This is a genomic window from Streptomyces sp. NPDC012794, assembly GCF_042901085.1.
Taxonomy (GTDB): Bacteria; Actinomycetota; Actinomycetes; order Streptomycetales; family Streptomycetaceae; genus Streptomyces.
This window is the reverse complement of the sequence record NZ_JBIBCI010000002.1, coordinates 120,287-145,340: the sequence shown is the minus strand read 5'-3', so window position 1 is coordinate 145,340 and position 25,054 is coordinate 120,287. Positions and strand designations below refer to the sequence as shown.

Here is a 25,054-nt window from a genome sequence, read left to right as displayed (position 1 = left end):
AACACTCCACGGAAGCAGTGGTGACAGTGGCTCCGCGTACGGGCGCGCGCGGAGGTCGCGGCACCGGTGCTCCGGCCGGGTGTCCCGGGGAGCGGACGGGGTGTCGCGTCAGGCTGCGAGGACGAGCGCCGTCGCCGGCGGGCCGCGCCGGATCACGGTGTGCAGCAGTGCGTCCCGGCCGGTCGGGGCGGCGGGGACGTCGGCGCTCCGGCGTGCCCGGGGGCCGCGCGCGGGGGCGCCGGGGAGTCCGGCCGCGAGGGCGCGTACGAAGGCCAGCGCGGCGCGCAGCGGACGTACGGGGTCGGCTTCGGCGGAGAGCCGGGACAGTTCGACGAGCCGGCACAGCGCGGCGTCGCCCCGGGACAGCAGCCAGCCGGCCGCGAGCGCGGCCAGCAGGTGGCCGATCAGCATGGCCGGGCTGAACAGGCCGGTCGCCGGCGCCGCGGCGCCCACCGCCAGGTGGGCGTGGGCCGGGTGGCCCTGCGCGGCGGCCTGGGCGACCACGGCGGCCGGGTCCAGTCCGGCGGCCTCCAGGATCCGTCGGGCGTCGGCCGCGCTCAGCGGTACGGAGTTGCCCCCGCAGACCAGCTGGGCGGCGAGCGCCGCGAGCGAGGCGTCACCGTCGCCGGCGGGTGCCCGGGCGGCTCCGGTGGCGCTGGCGCCGTGCTGGCCGAGCCCGAACAGCGTGTGCAGCCCCAGCTGGCCGACGGCCAGCCCGGCGGCGATGCGGGGCAGCGGTCGAGGGCGTCCCGCGAGGGGAGCCGCGACCGCGAAGACGGCGACGAAGGCCAGGGCCAGGGCCCACCACGGCACGGTCGCGCAGGAGGCCACGGCGTGGCCGGCTGCGGACAGCACGACGCAGACCGCGGTGAACACCGCGGCCCGGGTCATCCGGAGACCTGCTCCGGGGCGTGTCGTGTGGGTGGCAGTCATGGCCGGGCCATCATCGCACTGAGGTGGTGCCCTGCCTACGGCAGGTGCTGGAGGGACCCTTGGGTTCCGGTCTCGGGTCGGCGCCCGGTTCGTCCCGGGTCAGGGCGGTGTCAGCCGGCCGCCCCGTACCGACCGCGCTCCGACCGCGCTCCGACGGCGCGCTGACGGCGTGGCGACGCCGCCGACGCCGCCGACGCCCGGGCGTCCCGTGCCGACCGTGCTCCGACGGCATGGCGACCCCGCCGACGACGGCACTCCGAGGGGCTCGGCCCGGGAGGGCGCCCCCGGTCCGGCCCCCCGCTGCGGGTGCCGGACCGGTCCGGTGCCGCCGCCCGCACGGCGTCGCGCGTACACCGCCGCCGGGAAACCGCGCATCGGCCGAATGAGGGCTGTGCCGGCTCCCGTGCGCTTACGGGCCGGTACGGGCGGCAATAGGTATCCGTATGAGCATCTGGTGGTCTCTCCACTTGAGGCGCGAAGCCGCGAGCGTGCCGTTCGCCCGGCGGCTGCTGCTGGGGACGATGGAGACCGCGGGGGTGGATCCGGACATCTGCCACGACCTGTCGGTCGCGCTGAGCGAGGCCTGCGCGAACGCGGTCGAGCACGGCGGCCGCAGCGGCTTCCCCGGCGGGCACCCCGGCGGAGGCCTCGGCGGGACGCCGGAGGCCGGGGTCGCGGACGGGACTGAGGCGTACCACGTCACGGCCTACCTGGACGGGGACCGCTGCCGCATCGAGGTGACCGATTCGGGCCCGGGATTCCCGCCCTCGGCCGTGGCCCGCACCGGGTCCTGCGCCCCCCGCCTGGCCGAGAACGGCCGGGGACTGCACCTGATCGAGCAGCTCTCCGACCACGTCCGCTTCCGCAACCGGCCGGGCCGCGGCGCCGTGGTGAGCTTCGACAAGACGCTGAAGTGGCGCGACGACGCTCTGCTGAGGGTCTCGTAGGACGACGGTGGGCGGGAACCGGATCCGGTTCCCGCCCACTCGCATGCCCGCCCGTGCCTCGTGCGTCCGTACCGCGTCCGTACCCCGTACGCCCGGGCGTCGGCGTCAGCCCTTGAGCCGCGCCATCCACGCCTCGACCTCGACCGAGGTGCGGGGCAGCGCGGCCGACAGGTTCCGGTTGCCGTCCTCGGTCACGAGGATGTCGTCCTCGATACGGACGCCGATGCCGCGGTACTCCTCCGGCACGGTCAGGTCGTCGGCCTGGAAGTACAGACCGGGCTCGACGGTGAGGCACATGCCCGGCTCCAGAGTGCCCTCGACGTACGCCTCGGTGCGCGCGGCCGCGCAGTCGTGGACGTCCATGCCGAGCATGTGGCCGGTGCCGTGCAGGGTCCAGCGGCGCTGCAGTCCGAGCTCCAGGACACGCTCGACCGGGCCCTCCAGCAGGCCCCACTCGACCAGCTTCTCGGCCAGGACGTGCTGCGAGGCGTCGTGGAAGTCGCGGAACTTGGCGCCGGGCTTGACGGCGGCGATGCCGGCTTCCTGGGACTCGTACACCGCGTCGTAGATCTTGCGCTGGATGTCGCTGTACGTGCCGTTGATCGGCAGCGTGCGCGTGACGTCGGCGGTGTAGAGGGAGTGGGTCTCCACGCCGGCGTCGAGCAGCAGCAGGTCGCCGGAGCGGACCGCGCCGTCGTTGCGGACCCAGTGCAGGGTGCAGGCGTGGGCGCCGGCGGCGGCGATGGTGCCGTAGCCGACGTCGTTGCCCTCGACGCGGGCGCGCAGGAAGAAGGTGCCCTCGATGTAGCGCTCGGAGGTCGCCTCGGCCTTGTCGAGCACCTTCACGACGTCCTCGAAGCCGCGGACGGTGGAGTCGACGGCCTTCTGCAGCTCGCCGATCTCGAAGGCGTCCTTCACGGCACGGGCCTCGGAGAGATAGACGCGCAGCTCCTCGTCGCGCTCCTTGGTCACCTTGTCGGTGAGGGCGGACTCGATGACGGAGTCGTGGGCGCGGACCACGCGGACCGGGCCGGTGGCCTCGGTGAGGGCCTGGGGCAGCTCGCGCACGTCCTTGGCCGGGATGCCCAGGAGCTGCTCGGCCTCGGCGAGGGAGTGGCGGCGGCCGACCCAGAGCTCGCCCTGGCCGGACAGCCAGAACTCGCCGTTCTCGCGGTCGGAGCGGGGCAGCAGGTAGATGGTGGCCTGGTGACCGGTCTCCCCGGTGGGCTCCAGGACCAGGACGCCGTTCTCGGTCTGGTCACCGGTGAGGTACGCGTACTCGGTCGAGGCGCGGAAGGGGTACTCGGTGTCGTTCGAGCGGGTCTTCAGGCGGCCCGCCGGAACGACCAGGCGCTCGCCGGGGAAGCGCGCGGACAGCGCGGCGCGGCGGTCGGCGGTGTGGCCGGCCTGGGCGATGGGCTCCAGACCGTGCAGCTGGGTGTCGGCCCAGCCGGTCCGCATGTTCTCCGCAAGCTCGTCGCTGACGCCCGGGTACAGCCCGTTCTTGCGCTGCTTGTGCTTCTTCTGGGGCTGCTCTTCTTCCGGGGTCTCCGGGGTGAGCTCGTCAGCCACGTCTTCTCCTCAGCTGCTACGACATGCAAGGACCGGGTGCGGACCCCGTCCATCGTATGTGCGAAGGGAAGGCTCCCGGCTCGACTTGTGACATATCAGTCAAACCGGGCGCGCACACCGGGCGCAGCCCTCCGTGAGCTGCCGCGGGCGGCCCCGAGCCGCGGGCCTCAGTCGAACCGGGCCGCGAGCAGTACGACGTCCTCGGACTCCTCGGCCGTGCCGACCCCCTCCTCGGGAAGCACCGTCTTGAGGATGTGCTCGCAGATGGCGGCCGGGTCCTCCCGCGCAGCGCGCGGAACCCCCGCCGCCGCCGCGTGCAGCCGGGCGTAGGCCCGGTCCATGGTGTCGCCGGTGCGCCGCAGCAGCCCGTCGGTGTAGAGAAGCACCGTTTCTCCGGGCGCGGGTTCGATCTCCACGCTCGGCGCCTCCCAGCACGCCAGCATCCCCAGCGGTGCGGAAAGGGAGGTCTCCACGTACTCGGTCCGGCGCGCGCCGATGAGCAGCGGGGGCGTGTGCCCCGCCCCGGCCAGGAGGATCTTGCGGGCCGCGGGCTCGCAGTACGCGAAGAGCGCGGTCGCCGAGCGTGCGGGCTCGGTCAGGCGCAGCAGCAGCTCCAGATCGGAAAGGACCGCGACGGGGTCCTCCCCCTCCATCACGGCGTACGCGCGCAGCGAGGCCCGCAGCCGCCCCATCGCCGCGACCGCGCTCGGGCCGGAGCCGGTGACCGACCCGACGGCCAGCCCCATCGCGCCCTCGGGCAGCGGCAGCGCGTCGTACCAGTCGCCGCCGCCGCGCGGCCCGCTGCGGTGCCGGGCGGCGAGCTGCACCCCGGGGATCCGCGGCAGCCGGCTGGGCAGCAGTTCCTCGGCGATGGTGGCGAGCCGGTCGCGCGAGCGCGTGACCTCCACCATCCGGGCCAGGTGCTCGGCGGCGTGCCGGACGTACAGCCCGGCCAGGTCGCGCTGGCGGTCGCTTGGCTTGGCCTGCTCGTCGTACAGCCAGACGGCGGCACCGAGCCGGCCGGCGGCATCGGCGTTCACCGGGAGCGCGTAGCTCGCGGCATAACCGAGCCGGGCCGCGACCTCCCGGTGGCGGGGGTCGACGGGGGCCTCCTGGCCACCGGCGCCGGGAACCGCCGCCGTGCCCGGCTCCGGCAGCACTTCGGAACCGCCGTGGGCGTCGGGAAGGCCGTCCAGGATCCGGCCGTACGACGTGGCGCTGCGCGGGACCGTCTCGATGTGCCCGAGGTCCGCGCGGCCCAGGCCGAGGCCGATGGTGGTGGCGGGGCCGAGGCCGTCGGAGGGCTCCAGGACCACCAGTCCGCGGCGCGCGCCGACGAGGGCGGCTCCGGCGCGCAGGAATTCCCGGAGGGAGGAGTCGAGGTCAGCGGCCCGGGCGAGGCGCTCGGTGAGCTCGTGGAGGGTGGTGAGATCGGAGACCATGCCCGCCAGCCGGTCCTGGATGACGCTGCTCGCCGGGGGCGAGGCGCCGGGGGCGGGTGCGGTCCTGGCGGAAGCGGAGCCGGAAGGTCCCGGCGCGGCCTGGGGTGTGGATGTTGCGGGAGTGGAGCCGGGCGCGGGCGCCGCAGTGTGCGCTGACGCTGTAACTGCTGGATCGATTCCAGCCACTTTCGGCAGATGCGGGGCGCTCATGGCGTCCGCCTTTCCACCTGGTGCGATTCGCCATATAGCATCGCAAACCCCCAGATCGTGCTGCGCCGCCATCAATGGATCCACATCTACACGCACACGAGGATCGATGTCCAGCATTGCCCAGGCGGGAATACTGGTGTCCGTGGGGCGGCAACTCACTGTCCAGCCAAGGCTAAAACTTGGCCGGAAAAAGCGCCGCGCAGACGGTTTTTGCGATCGACTGTACGGGCGCTCCAGGGGCTCCGGGTACGTACTCGATGGTGCCCGGGGTCAGTTGACGCCTCCCGGCACCGCCGGGAACCGCCCGGCGAGGCCGGCCGTCCTTAGCGGCGGCAGCCGGTTTCGAGACCGTGCGGGTCGACCGGACCGCTCGCTCCGGGTCCCCGCCCGGACGTTTGACGGACCCGTAAGAAAACTGCACGAACCGTGTGAACCCGCTTCCGGCGGACAGTGACGCGAAACGTGTACGTGTGGTGAAACACCGGTTACATGGTGTGATGTGGCCCTTCGGCGTTCAACGGAAAGGAACGAGCGCTCATGCGCGAGATCCTCGGAAGGCGTCTCCAGCGGCTCCGCGATCGCTTGAAATTCCCGCGGGCCGCCTCTCGCCCGGCCGTGGCAGCCGTGGACGGTGCGCCGGCAGCCTCCCTGCTGGACGGGGCGCTGACCTGCGCCACCGCCTGGCACTGGCCCGTGCTGCCGGGCGTCGGCCGGGCCGGCGCCGACAGCGCGCGGTGCGCCTGCCCGGACCCGGACTGCGTGGTGCCCGGCGCGCACCCCTTCGACCCGGGGCTGCTCGCGGCCACGACCGACGCCCGGATGGTGACCTGGTGGTGGACCAGGCGGCCGGCCGCTCCGGTGCTGCTGGCCACCGGCGGGAACGCGCCGTGCGCGGTGAGCCTCCCGGCCGGTGCGGCCGCGCGGGCCGTCGTACGGCTGGACGCGCAGGGCATGCGGCTCGGTCCGGTCGTCGCCACGCCCACCCGGTGGTCCCTGCTGGTGGCCCCGTACTCGCTGGAGCGGCTCGGCGAACTCCTCTACGCAAAGGACCACGTGCCCTCCTCGCTGCGCTTCCACGGCGAGGGCGGCTACCTGCTGCTGCCGCCGTCCACGGCCAGCGGCGGCGGGCAGGTCCGCTGGGAGCGGGAGCCCGTGCCGGAGGCGGGTCCGCGCGGGATGTGGCTGCCGGACGTCGAGGCGGTCGTGGACGCGCTCGTCGAGGCGAGCAGCGGTGCGCCCGGCGGCGGCAGCCGACTGGCGTACTGAAGGGGCGGCCCGGCTGCCCGCTCCGGGTGCCCGGCCCGCCCCCGGTGCCCGGCCGGCTCCGGGTGTCCGGGAGGCCGTCGCGTCACTCGTACGGGTGCCAGCGCGACGAGTTTCCAAGGGAATTGGGCGCGGGCATCTCCGCGCCCCTTTCCCGCGTCGCTATCTTCGGCGAATGAATCTCCGCCTGATCGGTATCGGCGCCGGTGTGCTGATCATCTTGTCGCTTCCCCTGGCCGGAGCGATCGCCGGGCCGGATTTCGCCGGTCAGAGTGACGGAAAAGGCGGGGGTTTGCTCTCGTCGCTCGGCCTTTCCCATGCCTCCGGTACGCCGGACGGGGCGCGGCCCGCCACGGCGCCGGCGCGGCACGGGCCTGCCGAGCAGCCGCGTACCGACTCCCGGTGCGGGCCTGAACTCTCCGCTCCGCAGGGGCTGGAGGCGCAGACGTGCATCCTGGAGAGCGCGGGCAAGACCTGGGGCCGCAGCTACTACCGCAACACCGGCGGGCAGGCGCTGGACGCCGTACTGACCGTGATGGGGCCCGCCGGCCGGACCGTGCAGATCCGCTGCGCGGTGGGCGCGGGGGACGAGCCCGGGCTGTGCGAGACGCCCCGGGCGGATTCCGCCGGGGCTCCGGAGGAGTACTCGGCTGTAGCGGAGTTTGCAGTTCCGGATGAAGAAGGGCGGCTGTTGCTGCGGTCCGGGAGCAACTCACCGGGCCCGGGCGAAGGTTGAGCGCCACCGGAAAGACAAGGCCCGGTCGCTGGCGACGGGGGATGCACCAGCGACCGGGCTACAAGAACGGTAACAAGAGATCGCCTGTTCGCAAATTCGATCTCTGATATTCAGACATCGATTTGCAGGCGATTAGCGGGAGTTGTGACCCCAGTCACCGGGCCCGTGGCTGTCCTCGCGTCAGCTGAGCGTGACCTGGCGGTTGGTGAGCCCGCCGCGCGCCCGGCGCTCGTCGGAGGTCAGCGGTGCGTCGGTGGACAGAGCCGCGGCCAGCCGCTCCGCGAACTCGGCGGCGGGCTTCTCCACGTCCTCCGCGGAGACCCCGGTGGGCAGGTCCCAGACCGGGACGACGAGGCCGTGGGCACGGAAGGAACCGACGAGCTTCGTGCCCTCGCCGAGGGAGGACGTGCCCGCCGCGTGCAGCCGTGCCAGGGCGTCGAGCAGCTTCTCCTCGGCGTGCGGCATGACCCAGCGCAGGTGGTTCTTGTCGGGCGTCTCGCACCAGTAGGCCGCGTCCACGCCGGTCAGCTTGACGGTCGGGATGGCGGCGGCGTTGGCGCGTTCCAGCGAGGCGGCGATCTCCGGGGAGGCGTTCTGGGCGCTCTCCGCCTCCGGAATCCAGAATTCGAAGCCCGTGTGCACAACCGGCTCGAAAACGCCGTCCAGGTCGAGGAGATCCTGAAGTCGGGGACCCTCGGCCGGAACCCGGCGGGCGGGGACCGGGGTGCCCGGCTCGGCGACGAGCGCACGCTCGAGGGTGTCGGCCATGTCGCGGGACAGGTCGCCGCTGTTCGACTCGTTCTGGAGGCCGAGCAGGACCGAGCCGTCCTCGCGCCGCAGCGCCGGCCAGGCCATGGGCAGTACGGTCACCAGCGTGACGGAGGGGACGCCCTCGGGCAGACCGCCCTTGAGGGTCAGCGGGACGGTGGCCGCGGGGACGAGCTCGCGCAGCGCGACCCAGTCGCACTCGCCCGGCAGCCCCTCGAACGGGCGCTGCACGTGCTCGGTCGCGGCGTGCGAGGCGGCCGCGCCGTGGCAGGCCTTGTAGCGGCGCCCGGACCCGCAGGGGCAGGGCTCGCGCGCGCCGACGACCGGGATCTCCCCGTTCTCGAGCTGGGGCTTCGCGGTCTTCGCGGCGGGGCGCTTCTTGGCCATCGTGGGTGTCTCCCGGTTGCGGCGGTACGGCGGTGTCTCTGGGCGCGAGCCTAGCCGTTCGTACCGCCGGAACCGGTGGGGTGCGGCCGGGAGCACGGTCGGCGTGCGCTCCCGGACGGCCGCCGGGGATCCGCTTCACGGATCCAGATCGTCGAAGGCCGATACGAAGTCCATCGCCGGGGCAGTGACGCGCGTAGCGAAATCCTCGTGCCGGGGCCCCCGGGCGACGATCACCCATACGGTGACCTCACCCGCCGCTCCGTCCCGGACACCCCAGTCCTGGGCCAGGGCGCTGATGATGTTCAGCCCCCGGCCGCCGTGCGCGGTGACCGAAGGCGTGGCCGGAATCGGGCGGGTGGGGCCGCCGCCGTCCGTGACCTCGACCGTCAGCCGCCCCGCCGTGTCGACGCGCCACGCGGCGCGTATTTCCCCGTCTCCGATCTCGCGCCGGCCCAGCGGCCTGCCGTGTCGGCAGGCGTTGCTGAGCAGTTCGGAAAGGATCAGTTCGGCATCGTCCACGACCGATTCGGAAAGGCCGCTCATGCGCAGTTGTTCGCGCATCCGGTGTCTCGCCTCACCCACGCCCGCAGGACCATGGCGTATGTCCATGCACGACGACGTGGGCACTTCCTGTGCCATCACCAACGCCACCCCCGGAACCTCCTTAGCCCCACGCCATGGTCTGGATGCCCCAATGGCCTGGACCGGAAACCGCCGTGAGGAGGCCCTCTGACCCCGTCCTGACGCATTCGTGACCGTCGGATGCGGAGCGGATGCGCCGGTGCACTCCCTGTCACGCCCGGGACGGGTGTGACAGGTGGGCAAATCGGGACGTCAGCGCCCGAGTTGTGACAGAACCTGGCGTGGCCTGTTCGTGATGATCGCTTCTACACCCAGATCAGCGCATAGCTGAACATCTTCAGGAGCGTTCACTGTCCATACGTGTACGCAGTGCCCGGCGGCCTGGAGCTTGCGGATGAAGCCGGGGTGGTTGCGGACGATCCGCATGGCCGGGCCGGCGATCCGCACTCCGGCGGGCAGCCGCCCGTCGCGCATCCGCGGCGAGACGAACTGCATCAGGTACACGGTCGGCACCGTCGGCGCGGCCGCGCGGACCCGGTGCAGGGAGCGGGCGGAGAAGCTCATGACCCGGACCGGGTGCGGGCCCTCGGCGGGCGGGGCGTCCAGCCCGAAGCGCTTGAGGAGGAAGAGGAGGCGTTCCTCCACCTGGCCGGCCCACCGGGTGGGGTGCTTCGTCTCGATCGCGAGCTGGACGGGCCGGCCGGCGTCGGCCACCAGCTCCAGCAGCCGCTCCAGGGTGAGCACGGAGGTGCGCTCGGGGTCGGCGTCCCAGTCGGGGGACTCCTCGCGGTCCTTCCAGGAGCCGAAGTCGAGTGCGGCGAGATCGGCGAGCTCGAGGGCGGACACCGCGCCACGGCCGTTGGAGGTGCGGTTCACGCGGCGGTCGTGGACCAGGACCAGGTGTCCGTCGGCGGTCAGCCGGATGTCGCATTCGAGGGCGTCGGCACCATCCTCGATGGCCTTCCGGTACGCGGCCAGGGTGTGCTCGGGGGCGTCCTCCGAGGCGCCGCGGTGGGCGACGACCTGGATGGGGCTCGGCAATGCGTGGGTCACCCGGTCATGGTGCCACCGAGGAGCCTCCGGCGTCGGGGTGAGTCCTGGGGGTGCGTCTGATATGTCGGATATAAAGGATGGAGGGAGATGCACAGGTCCGGCTTACAGTGCCCTGACGGGTCATGGGAAAGGCTTCACTCTGGAACTTGTACGGCACCTCGAACGTTCAGTCGGACCGATGCCAGGTGGGCGTCGGGCCGGTTTCGCCTGATATGACCAGGGCCTGAGACGCCCAGAGCCTGTGCAGCCGTGTAAGCCTGCAAGCCGTGTGTGACGAGGAGAGAGCGCTGTGAGCACCGAGAACGAGGGCACCGCGGCCCCGACACCCCCCGCGGCCCCGTCCGTACCCCCCGCGCCGGCCGCCTCCACCCCCGACCTGGCGAAGGCCCCGGCCGCGCCCGAGGCTCCTGCCGCCCCGGCCGCGCCCGTGGCCGCCGCGGTGGCCACGGAGGGTGCGCCCGGCCGGCCCCCGGAGGCCCCGGCCCCCGCCCCCGCGCCGGGTGTCGAGCACACCCAGCAGCTGCCGCCCACCCCGGCGGCGCCGCCTTCCGCGCCCCCCGCCTACGGATACGGGCACCCGCAGGCCCAGGCCCCCGCCGCTCAGACGGCGTACGGCGCCGAAGCCTGGCCCCCGCCGCCGCCCGCGGTCCCCGCGTACGGTGCGACCGGCGGTCACGGCGGTCACGGCGGCGGCGCCTGGGGCGCCCCGCTCACCACCGACGGCACCCCGCCGCCCAAGCGGAAGGGCAAGGGCGGCCTCGTCGCGGCCGTCCTGGCGGCGGCCCTCCTCGCGGGCGGCGTCGGCGGCGGCGTCGGCTACTGGGCGGCCGAGCGGAACGACAGCGGCGGCTTCGGCTCCACGACCATCACCGCGGGCAACACCCCGAAGGACCTCAAGCGCGACGCCGGCTCCGTCGCGGGTCTCGCCGCGAACGCCCTGCCCAGCGTCGTCACCATCGAGGCCTCGGCCGGTGACGGCGAAGGCGGGACGGGCACCGGCTTCGTCTACGACCAGCAGGGCCACATCCTCACCAACAACCACGTGGTGGCCTCCGCCGCGAACGGCGGCAAGCTGTCCGCGACCTTCTCCGACGGCAAGAAGTACGAGGCCGAGGTGATGGGCCGGGCCGAGGGTTACGACGTGGCAGTGCTCAAGCTGAAGAACCCGCCCGCGGGCCTCAAGCCGCTGCCGCTGGGGGACTCCGACAAGGTCGCGGTCGGCGACCCCACGATCGCGATCGGCGCCCCCTTCGGCTTGTCGAACACGGTCACCACCGGCATCGTCAGCGCCAAGAACCGCCCGGTGGCCTCCGGTGACGGCTCCGGCGGCAAGAGCTCGTACATGAGCGCCCTGCAGACGGACGCCTCCATCAACCCGGGCAACTCCGGCGGGCCGCTGCTCGACGGCCGTGGCGCGGTCATCGGCATCAACTCGGCGATCCAGTCAGCCGGGAACGGCGGATTCGGCGGCGGCCAGGCCGGTTCCATCGGGCTCGGCTTCGCCATCCCCATCAACCAGGCCAAGAACGTCGCGGAGTCCCTGATCAAGACGGGCAAGCCGGTCTACCCGGTGATCTCCGTCTCCGTGGACCTCCAGTCCAAGGTGGACGGCGCCAAGATCTCCGAGCAGGGCGCGCCCCCGAACGAGCTGGTCGACCCCAACGGCCCGGCCGGCAAGGCGGGCCTGAAGCCCGGCGACATCATCACCGAGTTCGGCGGTAGGCCGGTCGACAGCGGCCGGACCCTGATCAGCCTGATCTGGACGTACAAGCCGGGCGACACGGTGAAGCTGACCTACCTGCGCGCCGGCAAGCCGACCACGGTCGACATCACGCTCGGCTCGCGCGTCGGCGACAAGTAGCCGCGAGCAGCCGCGGACGAGTGGACGAGGCGGTGAGGAGCCGCTCGACAGTGGCTTGATGGGAGGGGCCGTGGCCGGGATTCCGCCTACGGCCCCTCCCAATATCTGCTTATGCTTCGCTCGTGTTCGATTCACGGCACATACGGACATTCCATGAAGTGGTCGCCGCGGGCTCGTACTCGGCGGCCGCTCGCGTCCTGGGCTACACCCAGCCCGCGATCACCCAGCAGATGAAGGCGCTCGAACGGGCCGTCGGCACCCCGCTGTTCACCCGCGTCGGCCGCCGGATGAAGCTCACCGAGGCCGGTGAGTCCCTGGCCCGCCACGCCGAGTCCATCCTCGGCAGCCTCTCCGCCGCCGAGGCCCAGCTGAAGGCGTACACGCGGCTGCGTACCGGCCGGGTGCGGGTCTGCGGATTCCCCAGCGCCAACGTCACTCTCGTCCCGGAAGCCCTCAGCGGCCTCGCCAAGGACCACCCCGGCGTCCAGGTCGAGCTGCTGGAAGGGGAGCCCCCGGAGTCCCTGCGCCGGCTCCAGCGGGGCGAGTGCGACATCACCCTGGCCTTCACCTACCCCGGCCTGCACGAGGAGATCCCGGAGGAGGTGGCCGAGGTCAGGCTGCTGGAGGACCAGCTCACGGTGCTGCTGCCGACAGGCCATCCGCTCGCCCGCCGCCGGGCCGTTCACCTCGCCGACCTCGCCGAGGAGCGCTGGATCGCGGGCTGTCCGCGCTGCCGCGCGAACCTGTTGCACGAGTGCGCCGAGCTGGGATTCGTACCCGACATCCGCTTCGCGACCGACGACAACCTGGTGGTCCAGAGCCTGGTCGCACAGGGGCTGGGCGTGGCGATGATGCCCGCCCTGGTGCTCCCCTCCCTCTCCCTCAGCCGGGTCTGCGGGCGCGTGCTGGAGCCGGCCGCCCGCCGCCACATCGCCGCGTACGTCTACCGAGACCACCTGCGGATACCGGCCACGGCGGTGGTGCTCGACGAGCTGAAGAGGGCCGCGTCCAACCGCGTCGGCTGCTGACCCGACGACTCCCCGCCCCGACCCGAGGATCTCCGTCCGCCGGATCCATAACCTCTGCTTGGGATTTCAGGTCATAACTGTCGTTGGACGTGATGGATGCGCCGACGGACGCTGCTTGTATGACCACCACCACGCCGGCCCGCACGACCACGAGGATGGCCGCCCTCGTCAGTGAGATCCGCAGCGTCGTCGACCGGGGTCTGGCCCCCGACCTGACCGCCTACCTGGTCGGTGAGCGGCTCGCCCCGCACCTGGGCACGGCCGACCTGCTGACCGCCGAGCAGCAGGAGGGCGACCCGGAGCGCTACCGGCAGCACATCCTGCACGCCGAGCCCGACGGCAGCTTCTCGGTCGTGGCCCTGGTCTGGATGCCCGGCCAGGAGACCTGTATCCACGACCACGTCTCGTGGTGCGTGGCCGGAGTGCACCAGGGCGAGGAGAGCGAGCGCCGCTACCGGCTCGCGCCCGGCGCGGACGCCGCCCGCCTGGTGGCCACCGAGGACGTGGTCAACGCCCAGGGTGAGGTCTGCGGCTTCGCGCCGCCCGGGGACATCCACAAGGTGCGCAACTCCTGTACCGACAAGGCGATATCGATCCACGTCTACGGTGCCGACGTCTCCCGCCTGGGCAGCAGCATCCGTCGCGTCTACACGCTCCCCGTCGACTGATGGCCCTCCTCCACCGCCCCCAGAGCGAGGCGGTCCGCCATGTTTCACGTGAAACGCCCACCCCTTGGCCGGGGTTGGGGATGGCCGCAGCCGGTGTGCTGGGGGCATGGGGTGTGCACCAGTTGCTCCCTGGCGTGCCGATGCTGACCGTCTCGGTGGTGCTCGGGATCGCGGTGGCCCACCTTCCCGGCGTACGGACCGTCGTGCGCGGACCGGCCCGCCCGGGCCTGTCCCTGGCCGGTCGGCGGCTGATGCGGATCGGCATCGTCCTGCTGGGCCTCGGTCTGGGCCTGGACCAGGTGCTGCGGCTGGGATGGTCGACGGTGGCCATGGTGTGCGCGGTGGTGGCCGCCACCTTCTGCGGCACGGTCTGGCTCGGCCGCCGCCTGGGGCTCCCTGGGGACCAGCCCCTGCTGATCGCCACCGGGTACTCGATCTGCGGGGCCTCGGCCATCGGCGCGGTGAGCGAGGTGTCCGGCAGCGACGAGGAGGACGTGGCCGCCTCGGTGGCGCTGGTCACCCTGTGCGGGACGCTGGCCATCGCGGTACTCCCGCTCCTCCAAGGCCCCTTGGGGCTTTCCGAGCTGGCCTTCGGGCGATGGGTGGGGGCGAGCGTCCACGATGTCGGCCAGGTGGTGGCGACGGCCCAGACCGCGGGTCCCGGCGCGCTCGGCGAGGCGGTGCTGGTCAAGCTGATGCGGGTGGCCCTGCTCGCCCCACTGGTGGCGGCGGTGGCGCTCTCGATGCGGGCCCGGCGGCGTGGCGTACGCACGTCCTCGGGGCGGCGTCCGGCTCCGGTGCCGCTGTTCGTCGCCGGGTTCCTGGTGGCGGCCGCACTGCGCGCGACGGGCCTGCTGCCGGGCGCGGCGCTGGACTGGGCCCACACGGCGCAAGAGGCCCTGCTGGCGGCGGCCCTGTTCGGGCTGGGCAGCGCGGTCCACCTGCCGACCCTGGCCCGTACCGGCGGGCGCGCCGCAGTGCTCGGGCTCGGGGCCTGGGTGGTCGTGGCGGGGGTCTCGTACGCGGGGGTCCTCGCGACCACATGACGGATGTATGCAGGGCGAGTTGGCCATTTCGTGGCCGGAACCGACCGAACGTCCGGACTGCCCGCTGACATCTCCGGGAACCCGTGCGACCCTGCCCCCGCAAGTCGAACAGCCGATCCGCACCGACAGCTCTTCACCCCCACCCCTGCCCGGGCCGCTCCGGCACGGGCACGGCAGAAGGAGTCTGCGTGAATCGTCATCGCACGGCGGCATCCGTCCTCCTCGCCGCGGGTGCCCTGCTCGCGGGCGCCCTGACGGCGGCCTCCCCCTCGGCGGCCGCCGAGTCGCCCTCTTCGTACCGGCCCGTGCAGACCCCCGGCTTCTGGACCGCCGAGCGGATGCGTCAGGCCACCCCGCTCGACCTGACGGCGGCCCCGGGAGGGGCGCGTACGGCGCCCACGGCAAAGGCCCCCACGACGACGGCGCCCATGACGACGGCCCTCCCGACCCGGATACCCCCGACCTCACCCACGTCCGTCATGGCGTTCCCGCAGCCCGGCGGCGCCTGGACGGGCGGCGGGGCCGTGGTGAAGACCTCGGGCCGGGTGTTCTTCACCTTCCAGGGCCGCACTGGTTCCTGCTCCGGCGACTCGATCACCAGCCAGAACGGCAGCACCGTGATCACCGCAGGCCACTGCGTGAAGTACCAGGGGGCCTGGCACACCAACTGGATCTTCGTGCCGGCGTACGACAACGGCAACGCCCCGTACGGCCAGTGGCCGGCGACCAAGACCTTCGCCACCGACCAGTGGGCGGCGAACGAGGACATGAACATGGACGTCGGCCTCGCCGTCGTCGCCCCCCTGAACGGCCAGAAGCTCAGCCAGGTCGTCGGCGCCCAGGGCCTCCTGTTCAACGGCGGCTACAACAAGCGGATGTACTCCTTCGGCTTCCCCGCGGCCGCCCCCTACGACGGCACCAAGCTCGTCTACTGCAGCGCCAGCACGGGCAAGGACTTCCTGCTGACCAAGGACCACAGCATGGCGTGCAACATGACGGGCGGCTCCAGCGGCGGCCCCTGGTTCCAGGACTTCAACGAGTCCACGGGCCTCGGCACCCAGGTCTCGGTGAACAGCTTCGGCTACACCTTCCTGCCGAACACGATGTTCGGGCCCTACTTCGGCAACGAGGCGAAGGCGGCCTACGACAAGGCCCAGACCTCCTGACCCGGCCGCCCGGAACACCCACCCCACCCACCCCCACATCCCGGTACTCTGTACCGGCCAGGTGGGTTGCCCGAGCGGCCTAAGGGAACGGTCTTGAAAACCGTCGTGGCGCGAGTCACCGTGGGTTCAAATCCCACACCCACCGCCACACCTCAGCGCATGCGCTGACCAAGAAGGGGCGTCCCGATTCCGGGGCGCCCCTTCGGTGTGAGGTGCTGTCCCGTCGGGGCGGGCGGCCGCCCCTGGGCCTTCCGGGTGGTGTTTGTCGGAAGATCGGCGCGCGTGGTGGGGGTCGTGCGGTTGCGACCACATCATGACGAATGTATGCAGATCCGCCCGTCGGAACATCCCGCAATGGAGGGCCCGTCATGACGCACCGCAGCATCGCCTCGATCTGGACCACCGTCCTCGCCGCGCTCGTGGCGCTCCTGGCCGCACTCGGTCTCGGTGGGAAGGCGGCGCGGGTGGCCGCCCGTGAAGCGGTCGCCGCCCCCGTGGCTCCGGCGGTGCGCCGGCGGCCGGGCGTGGTGGCGCGGCGGACGTGGCGGGCGATGATGCGGGGCGGTTCGCTCCCGCCGACGATCAAGCAGCGGATCCGGGCCGAGGCCCACGGCAAGGCCCCGTCCGTCCGGCGCTCGACCACCGCCGCGTCCCTCGCCGCTGATGCCGTCCCCGCCGCTGCCCCGGCCCTCGCTCCGGACGCTGCCGCCGTCACCGTCGCGGCTCGCGTTCCCGCCGCTGGCCGGGGTCGGCTCTCCCTCGCCGCCTAGCGGGGAGCGGCAGCAGGAGCTGCCGCGCAGCAGGAACAGCGGGAACGGCAGGACCAGAAGGAACGGCAGGATGCGGCGCGGAAGCGTCGCGCAGCGCCTCCGGGAGTGGGGCGCAGTGGTCACACCGGCGTTCGGCCGGGGCGTGCGGGGGTGTGAAGGCTGGTAAAGCAGGGCCGCAGGACCGGGAGACGGTGGGGTTCCCGGACGGAGCGGCCCTTTTCGGCATGTCCGGGGCGGGCCGGTCTGGCGGAACGATTCGCCTCATGTGCGTGGCGGGTTCGCACGATGCTGGTGCGCCGCGTGGGGTAGTAGGGGCGTGAACGAGGTTTATCCGATATTGGTCATGTTTGCGGGGGAACGGCAGGTTGTGGGGTGGTTCGCCGGGGATTCGGTGGGCAACTCCACCTCGCAGCAGGTGGCCACCGGCTCCGGGGCGTCGAACCAAATCAACTCCGCGCAGGTCAACCGCTCCGCGTCCACGGCGATCCACCCGGCCGACTCCAACGTCGCGGTGGCTTTCCTCCCCTGGTGGCAGGCAGCACCGCCGTCGCCGCTTGACCGATGAGGGCGCCCGTATGACCGGACCCGCTGGGGTCCGGTCATACGGGCGCCCGCGCGTGTCCCGCCCGCGGGCGGTCGCGACCTTGACATCAACGGTAAATCTGACGGACAGTCAGTTTTATTCGTCCGATGTGATGCCGGGAGGCCAGCGCCGTGCACCTCGCCCCGTCCGAAGGCCAGGCACGACTGCGCGCCGAACTGCGCGCGTACTTCCGGAACCTGCTTCCCGGCGGAGTGCCCGAAGACCCGGCCGCCCAGCGCGCACTGCTGCGCCGCATCGGCGCCGACGGGCTGCTCGGCCTCGGCTGGCCCGTCGATTACGGAGGCCAGGGCCGCGGCCCCGACGAGCAGTTCGTCTTCTTCGACGAGGCCTACCGGGCCGGCGCCCCCGTCTCCATGGTCACCCTCAACACCGTCGGCCCCACCCTCATGAAGTACGGGACCCAGCACCAGAAGGACTACTTCCTGCCCCGGATCCTGCGCGGCGAGACCGTCTTCGCCATCGGCTACTCGGAGCCTGAGGCCGGCACCGACCTGGCCGCACTGCGCACCAGGGCCGTACGCGACGGCGGCGAATGGGTGATCGACGGACAGAAGATCTTCACCTCGAACGCCCAGAACGCCGACTGGATCTGGCTGGCCTGCCGCACCGACCCACAGGCCCCCAAGCACAAGGGCATATCGATCATCCTGGTGCCCACCGACAGCCCCGGCTTCGCCTGGACCCCGATCGAAACCGTCGGCGGCCTCACCACCACGGCGACGTACTACGACGGCATCCGGGTCCCCGAAGGCAACCTCGTCGGCCCCGAACACGGCGGCTGGAGCCTCATCACCAACCAGCTCAACCACGAACGGGTCGCCCTCGCCGCCATCGGCATGCAGGCCGAGGACTTCTACGATCAGGCGCTGCGCCACGCCCGCACCCGGGACCCCGCCACCGGCGAGCGCCCGGCCGACCACCCCTGGGTGCGGTCCCGGCTCGCCGAGGCACACGCCCGGCTGGCCGCCGTACGCCTCCTCAACTGGCGCCTCGTCCAGGACGTCGCAGCGGGCACCCTCGCCCCGGGCGACGCCAGCGGAGTGAAGTTCCTCGGCACCGAGTCCACCGTCGAGGTGTACCGGATCTGCCAGGAGGCGGTGGGCGAGGAGGCCCTCCTACGCGGACCGCAGGCCTTCGCCGGCGGCGAGCTTGAGCGGATGAACCGGGCCGCCCAGATCAACACCTTCGGCGGCGGGGTCAGCGAGGTACAGCGGGAGATCGTCGCCACGATGCGACTCGGAATGAAGGGGAGGAAGCGATGACCGGCGGGGAGAGCGACCGGTTCCATGAGCGGCTCAGAGCCTTCGAGGGGCGGCCCGCCGCCACCGCCGGCCGGGGCAAGGACGCCGTCAACGAGGCGATGATCCGCCACTGGTGCGAGGCGATGGGCGACACCAGTCCCGCCTACACGGGACCGGACGCCATCGCCCCGCCCACCATGCTCCAGGCCTGGACGATGGGGGGCCTCTCCGGCCACACCGACCGCTCCTCCGCCTACGACGAGCTGCTCGCCCTCCTCGACGACCAGGGCTGCACCTCCGTGGTCGCCACCGACTGCGAGCAGGAGTACCTGCGCCCGCTGCGCCCGGGCGACGAGGTGACCTTCGACGCCGTGATCGAGTCGGTCTCGCCGCGCAAGACGACCAAGCTGGGCACCGGCCACTTCGTGACGACCCGGATGAACGTCCGCGCGAACGGCGAACCCGCCGGCATCCACCGCTTCCGCATCCTGAAATACGCCCCGGCGGCCCGGCCGGAACGCGGCCGCGAGGCCCGGCCCCTCCCGGAACGCGGCCACTCCGGGGCCCCGTCCCGCCCGCGCCCCGTGATCAACCGCGACAACCAGGGCTTCTGGGACGGGGTCCGCGAGCACAAACTGCTGATCCAGCGCTGCACCGCCTGCGCGACCCCGCGCTTTCCCTGGCTGCCCGGCTGCAACGCCTGCTCCTCCCCCGACTGGGACACCGTCGAGGCGAGCGGAGCCGGCACGGTCTTCTCGTACGTGGTCATGCACCATCCGCCCTTCCCCGCCTTCACCGCGCACGAGGATCCCGCCGAGGCGGGGGGCCCGTACGCGGTCGCCCTGGTCGAGCTGGCCGAGGGCGTCCGCATGATCAGCAACATCACCGGCGTTCCCTACGACAAGGTCCGCATCGGCCTGCCCGTCCAGCTGGAGTTCCTGCGCGTCGACGACTCGCTCGAACTGCCCGTCTTCCGCGGAGAGGCCGGCTGACATGGACTTCCACCCCACCGAGGAACAGGCCGCCGCGGCCGGTCTGGCCGCGAGGATCTTCGGCGACCTGGCCACCCACGACCGCCTCGCCGCCGCCGGCACCGGCAGCGACGCCGAGCTGTGGAAGGCCCTGACCTCCGCCGGGCTGACCGCCGCCGTCGAGGACGTCGGCCTCCTCGGCCTGGTGCTGCTGCTGGAGGAGCAGGGCCGCACCACCGCGCAGGTCCCGTACGCCGCCACCTGCGCGTACGGCGTCCTGCCCGTGGCCGCGCACGGCAGCCCCGAACAGCGGGTCCGGCTGCTGCCCGCCCTCGGCTCCGGCGAGGCCGTGGCCACCGGCGCCTTCCCGGAACGCGGCCGGTTCACCGCCACCCCCGACGGCCGTCTCACCGGCACCACGCCCGTCGTCCCCTGGCTGCGCGACGCCACCCACGTGCTGGTCCCCGATACCGGCCGGTCCCTGTGGCTCGTACGGACGGACGCGCCCGGAGTCGCCGCCCGGCCGGTGGAGACGACCGCGCCCTGGTCGGCGGGGGCCCTCACCCTGGACGGGGCGAGCGCGGAGCGGCTCGGCGGCCGGGAGGCCTACGGCCGGGTACTGGACACGGCCCGCACCGCCTTCGCCGGACTCCAGGCGGGGGTCTGCGCGGGATCGCTGGCACGGGCCGTGGAACACACCTCCACCCGTGAGCAGTTCGGGCGGCCGCTGTCCACGAACCAGGGCGTCATGCTCCGCGCGGCCGACGCCCACATGGACACGGAGGCGATCCGGGTCACCGCGTACGAAGCGGCCTGGCGGATCGACGAGGGCCTCCCGGCCCACGACCACGCCCTCACGGCGGCCTGGTGGGCGTCCGAGGCGGGCAAGCGGGTGGTCCACGCGGGCCAGCACCTGCACGGGGGGATGGGCGCCGACCTCGACCACCCCGTCCACCGGCACTTCCTGTGGGGCCGCCAGCTGGACGCCTACCTGGGCTGCGGCAGCGAGCTGCTGGCCGAACTGGGCGCGCTCATATCCGAGGAGGAACACGCATGAACGTCGGCGACGCGCTGCCGCCGCTGGAGATACCGGTCACCCGCACCCTGATCGTGGCGGGGGCGATCGCCTCCCGCGACTACCAGGACGTGCACCACGACGCGGAGCTCGCCCGCGCGAAGGGGTCCCCGGACATCTTCATGAACATCCTGACCACCAATGGCCTGGTCGGCCGCTACATCACCGACCGCCTCGGCCCGCGGGCGGTCCTGCGCAAGGTCGCCATCCGCCTCGGAGCCCCCAACTACCCGGGCGACACCATGACCCTCACGGGCACGGTCACCGCCATGGACGGAGACACCGCCGAAATCCGGGTCGTCGGAGCTAACCGCATCGGCCACCACGTCACCGGTACCGTGACCGTCAGCCTGGGGGCGCGGGCATGAGCGTCCGCACCCGCGACGACCTCGGCGGCCGGGCCGCCATCGCCGGCATCGGCGCGACCGAGTTCTCCAAGGACTCCGGCCGCAGCGAGCTGAAGCTCGCCGTCGAGGCGGTGCACGCCGCCCTCGACGACGCCGGACTCACCCCCGCCGACGTCGACGGCATGGTCACCTTCACCATGGACACCAGCCCCGAGATCACCGTGGCCCAGGCGGCCGGCATCGGGGAGCTCTCCTTCTTCTCCCGCGTCCACTACGGCGGCGGCGCGGCGTGCGCCACCGTCCAGCAGGCCGCTCTCGCCGTCACCACCGGAGTCGCCGAGGTCGTGGTCTGCTACCGCGCCTTCAACGAGCGCTCCGGCCGCCGCTTCGGCTCCGGCGTCCAGCAGCGTGAACCCTCGGCGGAGGGCACGGCCCTCGGCTGGTCCCTGCCGTGGGGCCTGCTCACCCCGGCATCCTGGGTGGCCATGGCCGCCCAGCGCTACCTGCACGCCTACGGCCTCACCCCCGAGGCCTTCGGCCACGTGGCGGTCACCGGACGGAAGAACGCCGCGAACAACCCCGCCGCCTACTTCCACGGCAGACCCATCACCCTCGCCGACCACGCGGCCTCGCGCTGGATCGTCGAACCGCTGCGGCTGCTGGACTGCTGCCAGGAGACCGACGGCGGTCAGGCCCTCGTCGTCACCACGGCGGAGCGGGCCCGCGACCTGCGCCAGAAGCCCGCCGTGATCACCGCGGCCGCGCAGGGTGCCGGCCGCCGCCAGGAGGCAATGACCTCCTTCTATCGCGACGACCTCACCGGTCTGCCCGAGATGGACGTGGTGGTCCGCCAGCTGTGGCGCACCAGCGGGCTGCGGCCTTCGGACATCGACGTGGGCATCCTCTACGACCACTTCACCCCCTTCGTCCTCATGCAGCTGGAGGCCTTCGGCTTCTGCGGCCCGGGCGAGGCCGCCGACTTCACGGCGGCAGGAGCGCTCCCCCTCAACACTCACGGGGGGCAGCTCGGGGAGGCGTACCTGCACGGCATGAACGGGATCGCCGAAGCCGTACGCCAGCTGCGCGGCACCTCCGTCAACCAGCTCGCGGGAGCAGAGCACGTACTGGTCACGGCCGGTACGGGGGTGCCGACCTCAGGCCTGATCCTTGGGACCGGGAACTGACTCCGGTCCCGGTGGCGGGGCAGGGCCCTCCACCTTCAGGAGGTGGGGTGCGGCCCGGCCGTACAACCTGAGAGGGATCCGGCTTCGGCACTTGGGGCCGATCCCAGGAGGCCGCGCCGCTTCTAGCGTGGAGCCATGACCACGCCTGTGTGCACGCTCGCCTCGAATCCGACGCCGTATCCGTCGTTCTCGGCGTACGTCCGGACCCGTGGCACCGTCCTCCTGCGCACCGCGCGCTCCCTCACCGCCAACGCCTGTGACGCCGAAGACCTGCTCCAGACGGCACTGGCGAAGACCTATGTGGCCTGGGACCGCATCGAGGACCACCGGGCCCTGGACGGCTATGTCCGGCGGGCCCTGGTCAACACGCGCACCTCCCAGTGGCGCAAGCGCAAGGTGGACGAGTTCGTCTGTGACGAGATCCCGGAGAGCGAGGCGCTCGAGGGTACCGACCCCGCGGAGGCGCAGGCGCTGCGCGACGCGATGTGGCGCGCGGTGACCCGGCTGCCCGACCGACAGCGGGCCATGGTCGTCCTGCGCTACTACGAGGACATGAGCGAGGCGCAGACCGCCGAGATGCTCGGTGTCTCGGTCGGCACGGTCAAGAGCGCGGTCTCGCGGGCGCTGGTCAAGCTGCGTGAGGACCCCGAACTCACTCCGGTGCGCTGAGGCTCCGGCCGTTGTTTCACGTGAAACGGACCGCTTTTCCCATGGAAAGGGGTCGGTGTTTCACGTGAAACGGCTGGCTTTTTTGACGTGAACCGGGTGGCTGTTTCCTTCTGAGCCGTGACTGTTTCACGTGAAACAACGGCTGGGGAGGTGTTGGTCACAATGATCGGCCGCCCTGTTTGTACTCCCGGGTAGTGACATGCCGACCGGTACGTGCGCAGAATCGGCTGCACCCTAAAGCCGCCGCAGAGCCGCAGCGCTCACCGGGAGGACGCTTTGCTGAGCACCATGCAGGACGTACCACTCCTCGTCACCCGCATACTGCAGCACGGGATGACGATCCACGGGAAGTCCCAGGTCACGACCTGGACCGGGGAGGCCGAGCCGCACCGCCGCAGCTTCGCCGAGATCGGTGCCCGCGCCACCCGCCTCGCCAACGCCCTGCGTGACGAGCTCGGAGTCCGGCAGGACGACCCCGTCGCCACGCTCATGTGGAACAACGCGGAACACGTCGAGGCCTACTTCGCGATTCCGTCCATGGGCGCCGTCCTGCACACGCTCAATCTGCGTCTGCCCCCCGAGCAGCTGGTCTTCATCGTCAACCACGCCGCCGACAAGGTCGTGCTCGTCAACGGCACCCTGCTGCCGCTGCTGGCCCCGCTGCTGCCGCACCTGCCCACCGTCGAGCACGTCGTGGTCTCGGGCATCGGCGACCGCTCCGCCCTCGACGGCCTCGGCGTCCGCGTGCACGAGTACGAGGAACTCCTGGAGGGCCGCTCCGAGCACTACGACTGGCCCGAGCTCGACGAGCGCCAGGCCGCGGCCATGTGCTACACCTCCGGCACCACCGGCGACCCCAAGGGCGTCGTCTACTCCCACCGCTCCATCTACCTGCACTCCATGCAGGTCAACATGGCCGAGTCGATGGGCCTCACCGACCGGGACACCTCGCTGGTCGTCGTCCCGCAGTTCCACGTGAACGCCTGGGGACTGCCGCACGCCACCTTCATGACCGGTATCAACATGCTGATGCCGGACCGGTTCCTCCAGCCGGCCCCGCTCGCCGAGATGATCGAGCGGGAGAAGCCCACGCACGCCGCGGCCGTCCCCACCATCTGGCAGGGGCTGCTCGCCGAGGTCACCGCCCGCCCCCGCGACCTGACCTCGATGAAGCAGGTCACCATCGGCGGTGCGGCCTGTCCGCCCTCGCTGATGGAGGCCTACGACAAGCTCGGCGTCCGCCTCTGCCACGCGTGGGGCATGACGGAGACCTCGCCGCTGGGCACCATGGCACACCCGCCGGCCGGGCTGAGCGCCGAGGAGGAGTGGCCGTACCGGGTCACCCAGGGCCGCTTCCCGGCCGGCGTCGAGGCCCGTCTCGTGGGGCCCAACGGCGACCACCTCCCCTGGGACGGCGAGTCCGCCGGCGAGCTGGAAGTCCGCGGCAACTGGATCGCCTCTTCCTACTACGGCGGCGCGGCCGGCGAACCGGACCGTCCCGAGGACAAGTTCAGCGCGGACGGCTGGCTCAAGACCGGGGACGTCGGCGTGATCAGCCCCGACGGCTTCCTCACCCTCACCGACCGGGCCAAGGACGTCATCAAGTCCGGGGGCGAGTGGATTTCGAGCGTTGACCTGGAGAACGCCCTGATGGCCCACCCCGAGGTGGCCGAGGCGGCGGTCGTCGCCGTCCCGGATGAGAAGTGGGGCGAACGTCCGCTGGCCACCGTCGTCCTCAAGGACGGCGCCACCGTGGACTACGCCGGACTGCGCGCGTTCCTCGGCCAGTCGATCGCCAAGTGGCAGCTCCCGGAGCGCTGGGCGATCGTCGGTGCCGTGCCGAAGACGAGCGTCGGCAAGTTCGACAAGAAGGTGATCCGCAAGCAGTACGCCGACGGCGAGCTGGACGTCACCACGCTCGGCTAGCCGACCGGCCCCGCCGGATCAGCCGCGCGTGAGCCATGCCCGCAGCAGCCGGCTGACGGCGGGCATGGCCACGTAGGTCATCAGGGTGCTGAAGACGACCGCGAAGGCGGCCGTCCGCACCACGAAGTGCAGGTCCACCAAATACGGCCCGAGCAGCGCGTTGCCCGCCAGCGAGATCGGGAAGATGGCCAGCCCCGAGCTGATCACCATCTTCCAGCGTGGCGGCGCGGGCCGGGTCGTACCCGGCTTGGCGAACCAGGTCTCCATGCCGTGCAGTTCACGGCGGGCTATCTCGGTGTGGTGGTGCCCCAGGCAGTTCGAGAACCACTGGGCCCGCTCGGAGGAGTCCTGCCAGCGCTGGAAGGCCGCCTGGTCGCGGAAGCGGTGCACCAGGAACCACGGCCCGCCCTCCGTGGCGGGCCGGAACAGCCCGTACCCGAGGTGCCCGGGGAACGCGGCGGCCGTCTCCAGGATCCCGTGGGCCCAGGCCTCGAACGTCTCCTCGTGGCCGGGCTCCACCTGCCGGGCGATGAGGAGGTTGACCTCCCCGTTGTCGGCGGGAACGGGGCGCTCGGACGTGTCGGTGATGGCCATGGGCCCCAGGA

Annotated in this window: 24 protein-coding genes and 1 tRNA gene; 18 read left to right on the top strand and 7 right to left on the bottom strand. The window is 72.2% G+C overall.

Annotated features, from left to right (window positions below; genetic code table 11):
* Positions 1–108: 108 nt before the first annotated feature.
* On the bottom strand, positions 109–933 hold the full coding sequence (locus tag ACFY7H_RS03825) for a hypothetical protein (protein WP_388932616.1): 825 nt from the start codon (positions 931–933) through the stop codon (positions 109–111).
* 443 nt (positions 934–1,376) lie between these two features.
* Here ACFY7H_RS03825 and ACFY7H_RS03820 point away from each other — a divergent pair, with 443 nt between their 5' ends.
* Positions 1,377–1,880, top strand: coding sequence for an ATP-binding protein (locus tag ACFY7H_RS03820; protein ID WP_388932614.1), 504 nt, complete (start codon positions 1,377–1,379; stop codon positions 1,878–1,880).
* 105 nt (positions 1,881–1,985) lie between these two features.
* On the opposite strand, the gene ACFY7H_RS03815 is transcribed toward ACFY7H_RS03820, so the two are convergent.
* Together ACFY7H_RS03815 and ACFY7H_RS03810 are read right to left on the bottom strand one after the other, a co-directional pair.
* The gene (locus ACFY7H_RS03815; protein WP_388932611.1) at positions 1,986–3,452 is read right to left on the bottom strand and encodes an aminopeptidase P family protein; all 1,467 of its coding nucleotides are present in this window, start codon (positions 3,450–3,452) and stop codon (positions 1,986–1,988) included.
* A gap of 167 nt (positions 3,453–3,619) precedes the next feature.
* Positions 3,620–5,221 carry a PP2C family protein-serine/threonine phosphatase gene (locus ACFY7H_RS03810; RefSeq protein ID WP_388932609.1) on the bottom strand — a complete coding sequence of 534 codons (1,602 nt, stop codon included), beginning with the start codon at positions 5,219–5,221 and terminating at the stop codon, positions 3,620–3,622.
* A gap of 420 nt (positions 5,222–5,641) precedes the next feature.
* Between ACFY7H_RS03810 and ACFY7H_RS03805 the strand changes: the two genes are divergently transcribed.
* Together ACFY7H_RS03805 and ACFY7H_RS03800 are read left to right on the top strand one after the other, a co-directional pair.
* Positions 5,642–6,370 (top strand): bifunctional DNA primase/polymerase, encoded by a 729-nt coding sequence (locus ACFY7H_RS03805; protein WP_388932607.1) that lies wholly within the window; start codon positions 5,642–5,644, stop codon positions 6,368–6,370.
* Between the two features lie 172 nt (positions 6,371–6,542).
* A complete protein-coding gene (locus ACFY7H_RS03800) occupies positions 6,543–7,103 on the top strand; it encodes a hypothetical protein (protein WP_388932605.1) in 561 nt (186 codons plus the stop codon).
* A 180-nt stretch (positions 7,104–7,283) separates the two neighbouring features.
* Here the strand turns inward: ACFY7H_RS03800 and ACFY7H_RS03795 are convergent, their stop codons facing one another.
* From ACFY7H_RS03795 to ACFY7H_RS03785, 3 genes are all read right to left on the bottom strand, one after another.
* Complete coding sequence (locus tag ACFY7H_RS03795; protein ID WP_388932603.1) at positions 7,284–8,258, bottom strand: DUF5926 family protein; 975 nt, start codon at positions 8,256–8,258, stop codon at positions 7,284–7,286.
* Positions 8,259–8,393: 135 nt separating this feature from the next.
* On the bottom strand, positions 8,394–8,909 hold the full coding sequence (locus ACFY7H_RS03790; RefSeq protein ID WP_388932600.1) for an ATP-binding protein: 516 nt from the start codon (positions 8,907–8,909) through the stop codon (positions 8,394–8,396).
* 183 nt (positions 8,910–9,092) lie between these two features.
* The gene (locus tag ACFY7H_RS03785; RefSeq protein ID WP_388932597.1) at positions 9,093–9,893 is read right to left on the bottom strand and encodes a glycerophosphodiester phosphodiesterase; all 801 of its coding nucleotides are present in this window, start codon (positions 9,891–9,893) and stop codon (positions 9,093–9,095) included.
* 289 nt (positions 9,894–10,182) lie between these two features.
* On the opposite strand from ACFY7H_RS03785, the gene ACFY7H_RS03780 reads away from it, so the two are divergent.
* From ACFY7H_RS03780 to ACFY7H_RS03710, 15 genes are all read left to right on the top strand, one after another.
* Positions 10,183–11,754, top strand: a complete 1,572-nt coding sequence (locus ACFY7H_RS03780) for a S1C family serine protease (RefSeq protein ID WP_388932594.1) — start codon at positions 10,183–10,185, stop codon at positions 11,752–11,754.
* Between the two features lie 122 nt (positions 11,755–11,876).
* On the top strand, positions 11,877–12,782 hold the full coding sequence (locus ACFY7H_RS03775) for a LysR family transcriptional regulator (protein ID WP_388932591.1): 906 nt from the start codon (positions 11,877–11,879) through the stop codon (positions 12,780–12,782).
* 119 nt (positions 12,783–12,901) lie between these two features.
* Entirely contained in the window at positions 12,902–13,450 is a 549-nt protein-coding gene (locus ACFY7H_RS03770) for a cysteine dioxygenase (RefSeq protein ID WP_388932588.1), read from the top strand.
* Positions 13,450–14,496, top strand: coding sequence for a YeiH family protein (locus ACFY7H_RS03765; RefSeq protein ID WP_388932585.1), 1,047 nt, complete (start codon positions 13,450–13,452; stop codon positions 14,494–14,496). The genes ACFY7H_RS03770 and ACFY7H_RS03765 overlap by 1 nt, the downstream gene beginning before the upstream one ends.
* 188 nt (positions 14,497–14,684) lie before the next feature.
* Complete coding sequence (locus tag ACFY7H_RS03760; protein ID WP_388932583.1) at positions 14,685–15,662, top strand: trypsin-like serine peptidase; 978 nt, start codon at positions 14,685–14,687, stop codon at positions 15,660–15,662.
* A gap of 60 nt (positions 15,663–15,722) precedes the next feature.
* A tRNA-Ser gene (locus ACFY7H_RS03755) sits at positions 15,723–15,810 on the top strand.
* 220 nt (positions 15,811–16,030) lie between these two features.
* Positions 16,031–16,432 (top strand): DUF6344 domain-containing protein, encoded by a 402-nt coding sequence (locus ACFY7H_RS03750; protein WP_388932580.1) that lies wholly within the window; start codon positions 16,031–16,033, stop codon positions 16,430–16,432.
* A 316-nt stretch (positions 16,433–16,748) separates the two neighbouring features.
* Positions 16,749–16,997, top strand: coding sequence for a hypothetical protein (locus ACFY7H_RS03745; RefSeq protein WP_388932578.1), 249 nt, complete (start codon positions 16,749–16,751; stop codon positions 16,995–16,997).
* Between the two features lie 149 nt (positions 16,998–17,146).
* Positions 17,147–18,298: an acyl-CoA dehydrogenase family protein gene (locus tag ACFY7H_RS03740; RefSeq protein WP_388932575.1), complete on the top strand. Its 1,152-nt coding sequence runs from the start codon at positions 17,147–17,149 to the stop codon at positions 18,296–18,298.
* Positions 18,295–19,269 (top strand): bifunctional MaoC family dehydratase N-terminal/OB-fold nucleic acid binding domain-containing protein, encoded by a 975-nt coding sequence (locus ACFY7H_RS03735; RefSeq protein WP_388932572.1) that lies wholly within the window; start codon positions 18,295–18,297, stop codon positions 19,267–19,269. Before ACFY7H_RS03740 ends, ACFY7H_RS03735 begins: the two co-directional genes overlap by 4 nt.
* Position 19,270: 1 nt before the next feature.
* Entirely contained in the window at positions 19,271–20,305 is a 1,035-nt protein-coding gene (locus ACFY7H_RS03730; protein ID WP_388932570.1) for an acyl-CoA dehydrogenase family protein, read from the top strand.
* Positions 20,302–20,691, top strand: coding sequence for a MaoC family dehydratase (locus tag ACFY7H_RS03725; RefSeq protein WP_388932567.1), 390 nt, complete (start codon positions 20,302–20,304; stop codon positions 20,689–20,691). Before ACFY7H_RS03730 ends, ACFY7H_RS03725 begins: the two co-directional genes overlap by 4 nt.
* Complete coding sequence (locus ACFY7H_RS03720; protein WP_388932564.1) at positions 20,688–21,854, top strand: lipid-transfer protein; 1,167 nt, start codon at positions 20,688–20,690, stop codon at positions 21,852–21,854. The genes ACFY7H_RS03725 and ACFY7H_RS03720 overlap by 4 nt, the downstream gene beginning before the upstream one ends.
* Before the next feature lie 135 nt (positions 21,855–21,989).
* Positions 21,990–22,523, top strand: coding sequence for a SigE family RNA polymerase sigma factor (locus ACFY7H_RS03715; protein WP_388932562.1), 534 nt, complete (start codon positions 21,990–21,992; stop codon positions 22,521–22,523).
* 276 nt (positions 22,524–22,799) lie between these two features.
* The gene (locus ACFY7H_RS03710) at positions 22,800–24,449 is read left to right on the top strand and encodes a long-chain fatty acid--CoA ligase (RefSeq protein WP_388932559.1); all 1,650 of its coding nucleotides are present in this window, start codon (positions 22,800–22,802) and stop codon (positions 24,447–24,449) included.
* 18 nt (positions 24,450–24,467) lie between these two features.
* Here ACFY7H_RS03710 and ACFY7H_RS03705 read toward each other — a convergent pair whose 3' ends face one another.
* Positions 24,468–25,043, bottom strand: a complete 576-nt coding sequence (locus ACFY7H_RS03705) for an antibiotic biosynthesis monooxygenase (RefSeq protein WP_388932556.1) — start codon at positions 25,041–25,043, stop codon at positions 24,468–24,470.
* Positions 25,044–25,054: the final 11 nt, after the last annotated feature.